General features: G+C 59.5%; 10 protein-coding genes. 4 read left to right on the forward strand and 6 right to left on the reverse strand.

What is annotated here, in order from left to right; genetic code table 11:
* Positions 1 to 31 precede the first annotated feature (31 nt).
* The 4 genes from J1G35_RS30110 to J1G35_RS30125 all read right to left on the reverse strand — a co-directional run bounded on the left by J1G35_RS30110 (position 32) and on the right by J1G35_RS30125 (position 4255).
* Positions 32 to 1864 (reverse strand): ABC transporter ATP-binding protein, encoded by a 1833-nt coding sequence (locus J1G35_RS30110; protein ID WP_053132992.1) that lies wholly within the window; start codon positions 1862 to 1864, stop codon positions 32 to 34.
* Between the two features lie 82 nt (positions 1865 to 1946).
* Complete coding sequence (locus J1G35_RS30115; protein WP_223016822.1) at positions 1947 to 2510, reverse strand: peptidylprolyl isomerase; 564 nt, start codon at positions 2508 to 2510, stop codon at positions 1947 to 1949.
* A gap of 3 nt (positions 2511 to 2513) precedes the next feature.
* The gene (locus J1G35_RS30120) at positions 2514 to 3317 is read right to left on the reverse strand and encodes an alpha/beta fold hydrolase (protein WP_053132996.1); all 804 of its coding nucleotides are present in this window, start codon (positions 3315 to 3317) and stop codon (positions 2514 to 2516) included.
* 14 nt (positions 3318 to 3331) lie between these two features.
* Complete coding sequence (locus J1G35_RS30125) at positions 3332 to 4255, reverse strand: LysR family transcriptional regulator (protein ID WP_053132998.1); 924 nt, start codon at positions 4253 to 4255, stop codon at positions 3332 to 3334.
* 49 nt (positions 4256 to 4304) lie between these two features.
* Between J1G35_RS30125 and J1G35_RS30130 the strand changes: the two genes are divergently transcribed.
* The 4 genes from J1G35_RS30130 (at position 4305) to J1G35_RS30145 (ending at position 6934) form a co-directional block, all read left to right on the forward strand.
* Positions 4305 to 4619, forward strand: coding sequence for a hypothetical protein (locus J1G35_RS30130; protein ID WP_053133001.1), 315 nt, complete (start codon positions 4305 to 4307; stop codon positions 4617 to 4619).
* A gap of 151 nt (positions 4620 to 4770) precedes the next feature.
* Entirely contained in the window at positions 4771 to 5370 is a 600-nt protein-coding gene (locus J1G35_RS30135; protein ID WP_053133003.1) for an FMN-dependent NADH-azoreductase, read from the forward strand.
* 203 nt (positions 5371 to 5573) lie between these two features.
* Positions 5574 to 6449, forward strand: a complete 876-nt coding sequence (locus tag J1G35_RS30140) for a carboxylate/amino acid/amine transporter (protein WP_053133006.1) — start codon at positions 5574 to 5576, stop codon at positions 6447 to 6449.
* A 68-nt stretch (positions 6450 to 6517) separates the two neighbouring features.
* Positions 6518 to 6934 carry an Lrp/AsnC family transcriptional regulator gene (locus tag J1G35_RS30145; protein WP_053133009.1) on the forward strand — a complete coding sequence of 139 codons (417 nt, stop codon included), beginning with the start codon at positions 6518 to 6520 and terminating at the stop codon, positions 6932 to 6934.
* A gap of 28 nt (positions 6935 to 6962) precedes the next feature.
* Here J1G35_RS30145 and J1G35_RS30150 read toward each other — a convergent pair whose 3' ends face one another.
* Together J1G35_RS30150 and J1G35_RS30155 are read right to left on the reverse strand one after the other, a co-directional pair.
* Positions 6963 to 7640: a phenylalanine--tRNA ligase beta subunit-related protein gene (locus tag J1G35_RS30150; RefSeq protein ID WP_053133012.1), complete on the reverse strand. Its 678-nt coding sequence runs from the start codon at positions 7638 to 7640 to the stop codon at positions 6963 to 6965.
* Positions 7641 to 7644: 4 nt separating this feature from the next.
* The gene (locus J1G35_RS30155; RefSeq protein WP_053133016.1) at positions 7645 to 8862 is read right to left on the reverse strand and encodes an ATP-grasp domain-containing protein; all 1218 of its coding nucleotides are present in this window, start codon (positions 8860 to 8862) and stop codon (positions 7645 to 7647) included.
* Positions 8863 to 8920: the final 58 nt, after the last annotated feature.

The following is an 8920-nucleotide window of genomic DNA, read 5'->3' on the forward strand; positions in this document are numbered from 1 at the left end:
TATCGGGAGCAAGCCCCCTCCCACATTTGCTTCAGTCGATGCCCACAAACCCTCCGGTCTGGTGTTGCCATAACCGTGCATACAACCCGCCATGGGCCAGCAGCTCGGCATGGCTGCCCGTCTCGGCAATCTGGCCTTTCTCCAGCACCACCAGGCGATCCATCCGCGCAATGGTCGACAACCGGTGCGCAATCGCAATCACCGTCTTGCCACGCATCAGGGTTTCCAGGCTTTCCTGGATCGCAGCTTCCACTTCCGAGTCCAGCGCCGAAGTGGCCTCGTCCATGATCAGGATCGGCGCGTCCTTGAGCAGTACGCGCGCGATGGCGATACGTTGGCGTTGCCCACCCGAGAGTTTCACCCCGCGCTCACCCACATGTGCATCCAGCCCGGTGCGGCCTTCGGCGTCCGACAGCAGCGGGATGAACTCATCGGCGCGCGCTTTGTGGATGGCGGCCCAAAGTTCTTCGTCGCTGGCGTCCGGCTTGCCGTACAGCAGGTTGTCGCGGATCGAACGGTGCAGCAGCGAGGTGTCCTGGGTGATCATGCCGATCTGTTCGCGCAGGGTTTCCTGGGCCACCTCGGCGATGTTCTGGCCGTCGATCAGGATGCGCCCGCCTTGCAGGTCGTACAGGCGCAGCAGCAGGTTGACCAGGGTCGACTTGCCCGCGCCGGATGGGCCGATCAGGCCGATTTTTTCCCCGGCCTTGATGTTCAGGTTCAGGCCGCCAATGATCCCGCTCTTCTTGCCGTAGTGGAAATCCACCTGCTCGAAGCGCACTTCCCCGTGGGGCACGCTCAAGCGTGGGGCGTTGTCGCGGTCGATCACTGCCAGCGGCTGGGCGATGGTTTTCAGGCCGTCCTGCACCATGCCGATGTTTTCGAAGATGCCGTTGACCACCCACATGATCCAGCCGGACATGTTAACGATGCGGATTACCAGGCCGGTGGCCAGGGCGATGGCGCCCACGGAAATCAGCGACTGTGTCCACAGCCAGAGCGCCAGGCCGGTGGTGGTCACGATCAACAGGCCGTTCATGGTGGTGATCACCACGTCCATGCTGGTCACCACGCGGCTGGCCAGTTGGGTCTTTTCGGTCTGCTCGATGATCGCTTCCCTGGCGTACTCCTGCTCGGACTGGGTATGGGCAAACAGCTTCAACGTGGTGATGTTGGTGTAGCCGTCGACGATCCGGCCCATCAGTTTGGAACGCGCCTCGGAGGAGATCACCGAGCGTTCCTTGACCCGTGGCACGAAGTAGCGCAGCGCCAGGCTGTAGCAGATGATCCAGGTGACCAGTGGGATCATCAGCCGCCAGTCTGCCTCGGCAAACAGCACCAGGGAGCTGATGGCGTAGATCGCCACGTGCCAGATTGCATCCACCGCCGCCACTGCCGAGTCGCGCAGGGAGTTGCCGGTTTGCATGATGCGCTGGGCGATACGTCCGGCGAAGTCATTCTGGAAGAAGTTGAGGCTCTGTTTGAGCACATAGCTGTGGTTTTGCCAGCGGATCAGGCTGGTCATGCCGGGGCTGATGGTCTGGTGCACCAGCAGGTCATGCAGTGCGCCAAAGATCGGGCGCAGCAGCAGGGCGACCACCGCCATCCAGATCAGCTCGGTGCTGTGGACCTGGAAGAAGTCCGCGGGCGGCGTGCCTTGGGCGAGGTCGATGATACGGCTCAGGTAGCTGAACAACGCGACTTCGATCAGCGCACCGATCAGTCCCACGACCAGCAGGGCGGCGAAGTGCGGCCACACCTGGCGCAGGTAGTAAAGGTAGAAGGGCAGGACTTTGTCGGGAGGGGCGGCGCTCGGGGCGTCGCGGAAAATATCGATCAGTTGTTCAAAACGACGATAGAGCATTAGGGTTGACGCCCGCCTGGCGGGCTCTCCTTTCAAATGCGCGCGCAGCCTTGTGGGCCGCGCGCGGAACTACCTGCAGACCTCAGTCGATGCGCTTGGCCGACTTGATCAGGACAGGATCGATTGGCACGTTCTGCATGCCTTGTTTGGTGGTGGTCTGGGAGTTGACGATGATGTCGACCACATCCATGCCTTTGACCACTTTGGCGAACACGGCATAGCCACGGTCACGGCCCGGATCGAGGAAGGCGTTGTCAGCGACGTTGATGAAGAACTGGCTGGTGGCCGAATCGGCGTCATTGGTACGCGCCATGGACAAGGTGCCACGCACGTTATGCAGGCCGTTGTTGGCCTCGTTCTTGATCGGCGCTTCGGTCGGCTTTTGCGACATCGACTGGGTAAAACCGCCACCCTGGACCATGAAGCCCGGGATCACACGGTGGAAAATCGTGTTGGTGTAGAAACCCTTGTCGACATAGGCCAGGAAGTTCTTGGTACTGATCGGCGCCTTGACCGGGTCCAGTTCGATTTCAATGTCGCCGTTGGTGGTGGAGATCAATACGTGTGGCGCCTTGGCGGGTTCGGCCGCCATCAGGTTGGCAGCGAACAGAACGGAACCGGCAAAGAAGGCGATTTTTTTCAGCATGGGTCAGTGATCCTGGGGAGTGGTGTCGACTGTCTCTAGAAAATCGAGCAGGGTGGTATTAAAGACTTCGGGTTGGTCCAAGGGCGTGGCATGGCGGGAATCCTTGATCACCACCAGCCGCGCATCGGGCAGCAGTTTTACATAGTTTTCTTTCTGGGCCACGGGGGTGTAGTCGTGGTCGGCGCTGATGACCAGGGTTGGACAGGTAATCCTCGAAAGTCGTTCCTGTACGCCCCAGCCCACAATCGCATCGAAGCTGGCGAGATAAGCACGTTTGTCGTTTTTTGCCCAGCGTTCGGCCATCTTGCGGCGCAGGTCGGCTTGCTCAGGTTTGGGGAACAGCCGGTCACCGAGGGCCTTGCCGATGGTGGCCAGGCTGAGGGTGCGGGCCAGGGTCCAACGCTTGGCCCACTGCCAGTAATCATCGGCACTGCGCACCTTCACCTGCGGCGCGCTGTTGACGATGCACAGGCTCTTGACCCGGTCGGGTTCGTCCACCGCCAGTTGGAAGGCGATCATGCCGCCCATGGACAAGCCCACCACGTGGGCGGCCGGCAGGTCCAGGTGGTCGATCAGCGCAATCAGGTCGTAGGTGAACCCTTCGATGCTGTAGCGCTCCCGAGGTTTGTCGGAGCGTCCATGGCCGCGCACATCCACCACGATCAGGCGGTAGTGGCGAGCCAGCACCGGCACCTGCAGTTCCCAGTCCTGGCTGCTGGAGCCCAGGCCGTGGATCAGGATCAGCGGCGTGCCGTGGCCGTATTCCTCATAGTGCAGACTGCAGCCTTCGTGGTCGAACCAGGCCATGCATGAACTCCGTTTCAGGCTTGCTGGGGGGCCGCGAACGGCGCGTCCAGCGGGGCTGTGTCAAAGGTGCGCAGCAGCTCCACCAGGATCTGCGTTGCTGGTCCCAAGGGTTTGTCTTTGTTTGAATACAGATAGAACGTGGGGCGGCGGCTGCCGCCCTGTTCCAAGGGGAGTTGCTTGAGCACACCCTCGGCGAGTTCGCGCTCGATCATGTGCCGTGGCAGCCAGGCAAAGCCCAGGCCGCTGCCGACAAACGCGGCGGCGGTGGCCAGGCTGCCGACGGTCCAGCGTTGTTCGGCGCCGAGCCAGCCTACATCCCTGGGTTGCTGGCGGCCGGAGTCGCGGATCACCACCTGCATCTGGCTTTCCAGGTCCTGGAAGCTCAACTCGCGGTTCATGCGGTGCAAGGCGTGCTCGGGGTGGGCCACGGCGATGAACTCCACGTCGCTCATTTCGGTGCCCAGGTAGCCGGGGATGCTGAAGCCGCAGATCGCCAGGTCGGCCACGCCTTCCATCAACAGTTCTTCGACGCCGGACAGCACCTCTTCACGCAGGCGCACGCGGCAACCACGGCTTTGCGGCATAAACGCGGTGAGCGCGCGGACCAGGCGCGCGTTGGGGTAGGCGGCGTCCACCACCAGGCGTACTTCGGCTTCCCAGCCCTGTTCCATATGGTGGGCGAGGTCTTCCAGTTGACTGGCGTTTTTCACCAGTTGCCGGGAGCGGCGCAACAGCACTTCACCGGCATCGGTGAGCACGGCTTTGCGCCCATCGATGCGCAGCAGCGGAACGCCAAGCTGGTCCTGCATACGGGCCACGGTGTAGCTCACCGAAGACTGTGAACGGTGCAGCGCTTCGGCCGCCTGGGCGAAGCCGCCATGGTCGACCACGGCTTGCAGCGTGCGCCATTGATCGAGGGTAACGCGGGGCGCTTTCAAGATGTGTTCCTCTTGTCCTAAGCTGGCGGTCCCTATTGGAGACTGCCGAATGAGAAAATTCTGTTGTGTGTGGCTGGCGCTGTTGCCGATGAGCGCGTTTGCCTACCCCATCGACGTGACTAAAAAGATCGATGGCGTGAGCATCGATTACACCGCCTCTGACGTGGACGGCGATATCAGTTCGATTCAGCTGAATAACTACGGCACCCAAGACGCTGTGTGTTCGGTAACCTTCACCAACGGCCCGGAATCGCCACGTCGCCGCACGGTTACGGTGCCAGCAGGCAAAAGCACCAACACCACGGTCAAGTTCAACCGCGCCATTATCAAGATGCGTATCGCGTTGGCCTGCGCGCCAAAATAACGCGGCAGCGGAGCATGCCCACAGGAATACTCCGCTTATCAACAAATTTCTAGATGGGTTGTAGCAGTTTTTTGCGCTTTTTTATCGAATGAGCCCTGGTTAATCTTTTCTCCATCGCCTTACAGCATTTACAGATGGAGCCTACGAAGCCATGTCCAATGTTCTGATCATCGAAAGCAGCGCTCGCCAGCAGGGCTCGATCTCCCGCCAACTGACCCAGCAGTTCATCAGCCAATGGCAGGGCGCTCACCCGGCAGACCGGATCACCGTGCGTGACGTGGCCCTCAACCCGGTCCCCCATCTCGACGCCAACCTGCTCGGTGGCTGGATGAAGCCTGCGCAGCAACGTAATGACGATGAACAGGTTTCGCTCGACCGCTCCAATGAATTGACCGACGAATTGCTGGCTGCCGACGTGCTGGTAATGGCGGCGCCGATGTACAACTTTGCTATCCCCAGCACCCTCAAAGCCTGGCTGGATCACGTGCTGCGGGCCGGCGTCACCTTCAAGTACACCGCCACCGGGCCGCAAGGTTTGCTCACCGGCAAGCGCGCCATCGTGCTGACTGCTCGGGGAGGTATTCACACCGGCGCCACTTCGGATCACCAGGAACCCTACCTGCGTCAGGTCATGGCCTTTATCGGCATCCACGACGTCACGTTCATTCATGCCGAAGGGGTGAACCTGAGTGGCGACTTCCAGGAAAAGGGCATCAACCACGCCAAAGCGCTGTTGGCCCAGGTCGCTTGATCCTTTAATCGTCAGGTAATCGCGCGGTGTTTATCTAGCGCCACGCAAACCCTTCAAGTACGCGTAACGAACCTCCCTTTGCACTTGTTGCTCCTGAGTGCTCCTGCCCGACTGCCGCTTTAGCGAGGTCGGGTTTTTTTTGCCCCGAGTTTCTTCAAACAGCGAAAAGCTTTAATGTCCCGCCCATTCGATGCGAGGCGCACATGGGCTATTTACTGGTTGTCACCCTGATTCAGGCATTTTCCTTCAGTTTGATCGGCGAATACCTCGCCGGTCACGTCGACAGTTACTTCGCGGTGCTGGTACGCGTCGTGCTGGCCGGGCTGGTATTTATCCCGCTGACCCGCTGGCGTTCGGTAGAACCGGCCTTTATGCGCGGCCTGTTGGTGATCGGCGCGCTGCAGTTTGGCGTGACCTACGTGTGCCTGTACCTGAGCTTTCGTGTGCTCACGGTGCCGGAAGTGTTGCTGTTCACCGTCCTCACGCCGTTGCACGTGACCTTGATCGAAGACGCCCTGAACCGGCGCTTCAACCCCTGGGCACTGGTTGCTGCGCTGGTGGCAGTCGCCGGTGCAGCGGTGATTCGCTTCGATCAGATCACCCCGCACTTCCTGATGGGCTTCCTGCTGCTGCAGCTGGCTAACTTCACCTACGCCGCCGGGCAAGTGATGTACAAGCACTTGGTGGCACGCTACCCGAGCAACCAGCCGCACTACCGACGCTTCGGTTATTTCTACCTCGGCGCGTTGCTGGTGGTGCTGCCGGCGTTCCTGTTGTTCGGCAAGGCCGACTTCTTGCCGCAAGCGCCACTGCAGTGGGGCGTGCTGGTGTTCCTCGGGCTGGTCAGCACCGCGCTGGGGATGTACTGGTGGAACAAGGGCGCCTGCCTGGTGCGTGGCGGCACGCTGGCGGTGATGAACAACCTGCATGTGCCGGTGGGGTTGTTGCTGAACCTGCTGATCTGGAACCAGCACGAACCGCTGGGCCGCCTGGCCTTGGGTGGGTTGGTGATCCTGGGGGCGGTGTGGATCAGTCGGTTGGGCGTAAAGCCCGTGCCTGGCGTACAGTCTGCGACATGATGGGCCGAGGGCATGCGTGAGCGGCAATGAAAGTCTGCTATCGAAAAGAACGGTGTGGGGGCGGCAGAGTGGACAAGATTGATGAACTGATCATTGCAGCCTTGAAGGATGACTCCCGGGTCAGCCTGGCGCAATTGGCGCGGCAAGTTCACAAGTCTCGAACCGCAGTGGAGTCGCGCGTTCAAAAGCTGATTGAAAAAGGCATCATTCTGGGCTTCACCATCAACGTCGCCGAGGGCGATGAGACCCTGCAAGCGGCGTTCCTGATGCTGACGCTCAATGGCAGCAATTGCCATCTGGTGTTTCCGAAGGTCCAGCAGTTCAGCCAGGTGGTGCATGCCTACTCACTGTTTGGCGACGTGGACATGATGCTCGACGTTCGGTACAGGAGCTTTGAAGAACTGATGGTCTTCAAGGAAACCCTGCTGAAGATCGAGCATGTGAAGGAAGTCGTGGTCAACCCAGTGCTGAAGGCCTGGCGCTAGGCGCCGGCCACCGCTTTATGCCTTGGCTTCAGGCTTGATCGCGCACGGTTTCAAGAAAATGATGACTCAGGTTCGGCATTTTCTGACGCAACGTATCCACGAGTTCTTCGATGACCCCCTGGTTGAATTGGAGTGACGTGTCGTCATGCCCCAGGATCACCACCAGCAGCCTTGACGAGTCCTTCGTCAGCCGGAAGTCATGGGCATCGGCGTCAACCTTGCCGATACTCGCCAATGGCACATCACCGCAGGTATAGACGATATCGCCAACGGGAATCGTGATGGCCTTCTTGGCGAACAGTGGGCGTAGCACCCTCGGCTTATCCGAGCGCATCACGTAGATATCATCCTTCTGATGATAGGTGTGCACGCCGATGCTGACCCCATGCCGGATCGCGACGGCGTTATAGGCGTCGACGATGTTGTTGATGGGATAGACGCCTTTGGCGATGAAACGTCGCAGCAGCTTTTCGTTGGCACTGACGGTGTTTTCATAGCCAAGCTTTTTGAGCTGCCTGGCAAACCCCTCATACACGATATTCGAATCCAGCTCGTTAAGGCGCGAGGCCACGTGGTTCAGGTTACTTTGCAGCACCCCGACAAAGCTCTGGTCATTCGAGACGGTGATGTCTTCGATAACGGCGGCGCACGCATTATTGATGCCCAGCTCACAGGCTGACTTTCTGATGATCAAGCGACTTTTCATAACCTTAACCCCACAGTTTTTTTCGCAGGTTGGCGGTACTGACGTCCAGTTGCTGCGCCGAAGGATGCTGCAGCCAGAACAATCCCGGACAGGTAGCGAAGTCGACGGTGATTGGCGTGGTATCGCCTTCGCTGATGAAGTAACGATGGCCGCAATAGGCCTCGTCCTCTTGTGCGCTTTGGATGACCTGAGGCAAGGGTGGGGCGAACGTGCGGCGTTCGTCGGAGCAAAAGAACCCGATGCGGCCATGGCTGATCTGGCTGACAGCATCGGCCTGGGGTTTTGGTTGGTCCAGGTAGCTATCAATCGACAGTGACAGCAAGTCGGGGTGATACACCTGTTGAAACAGCAGGGGAGCAATCCCCCCGTGCAGTCGGCCGCCGGCCTCGATCATTACGGGGCCAGCGTCAGACCAAATGATTTCCATATGAATCGGTCCGACCTGCACGCCCAGGGCCGCTGCTGCCTGGCGGGCGTAGTCGATCAGAGGGCGCAGATCCGCCGACTGGGGGTCAAGGGTATCCAGGCTTTCATAGACAAACTTGCTGCCGTTTTTATCGATCTTGGTGTATTTGCACACCGTAGCAATGATGTATTCGCCGCCAAAAGCGACCATATCCACCACATACTCCGGGCCAGAAATGAATGGCTGCACGATAAACCCGAGGTTGATTTCCCCCAGGTCGTTTTTCTGCTTCCAGGCCGCATTGTTCAAGGCGGTCTCAACTTCGCCTCTACCCCGGGCAAACACCACGCCTTCGGTGGCGGCTGAGTTCAGCGGTTTGACGACGTAGGTGGCTGTTTCCTCCAGCGAATCGACCACCTTTCGAATATGACTCTGTGAACTCAGCAGTTGTGACTCAATGTTCGCCAGCCCATGGTGCTTGAGCGCTTGTTGCATGGAGAACTTGTTACGGCGCAAATCACTGGTGATGTGGCTATTGCCCTTGATGCGCAGCACTTTCGTGAGGTAATCGGTCAGGTAGATCGCGGTTTCGCAGCCTGCGATCACGGCGTGCAACGACAGGCTTTCCAGGTCGACCAGCAGGCTCTCTTCCCAGTGGTAGACGTCTTCGAAGTCTTCTCTGATCAGGTCATCGGTGAAGTGTTTGGGCAAGGCGTCTGTCGAGATCACGGCATAGCACTTCACGCCCTGGGCTTTGAACAGGCGGGCATAGAGTTTGCCCGTCGAGAACGGGTCAACGATCAATACGGTTTTCAAGTCGTGTATTCCTTATTCCGTGCTGGCGCTCATGGCGCATCGCTCAACGCGACACAGC

This window comes from Pseudomonas sp. SH10-3B (genome assembly GCF_019891415.1).
In the GTDB taxonomy this organism is placed as follows: domain Bacteria; phylum Pseudomonadota; class Gammaproteobacteria; order Pseudomonadales; family Pseudomonadaceae; genus Aquipseudomonas.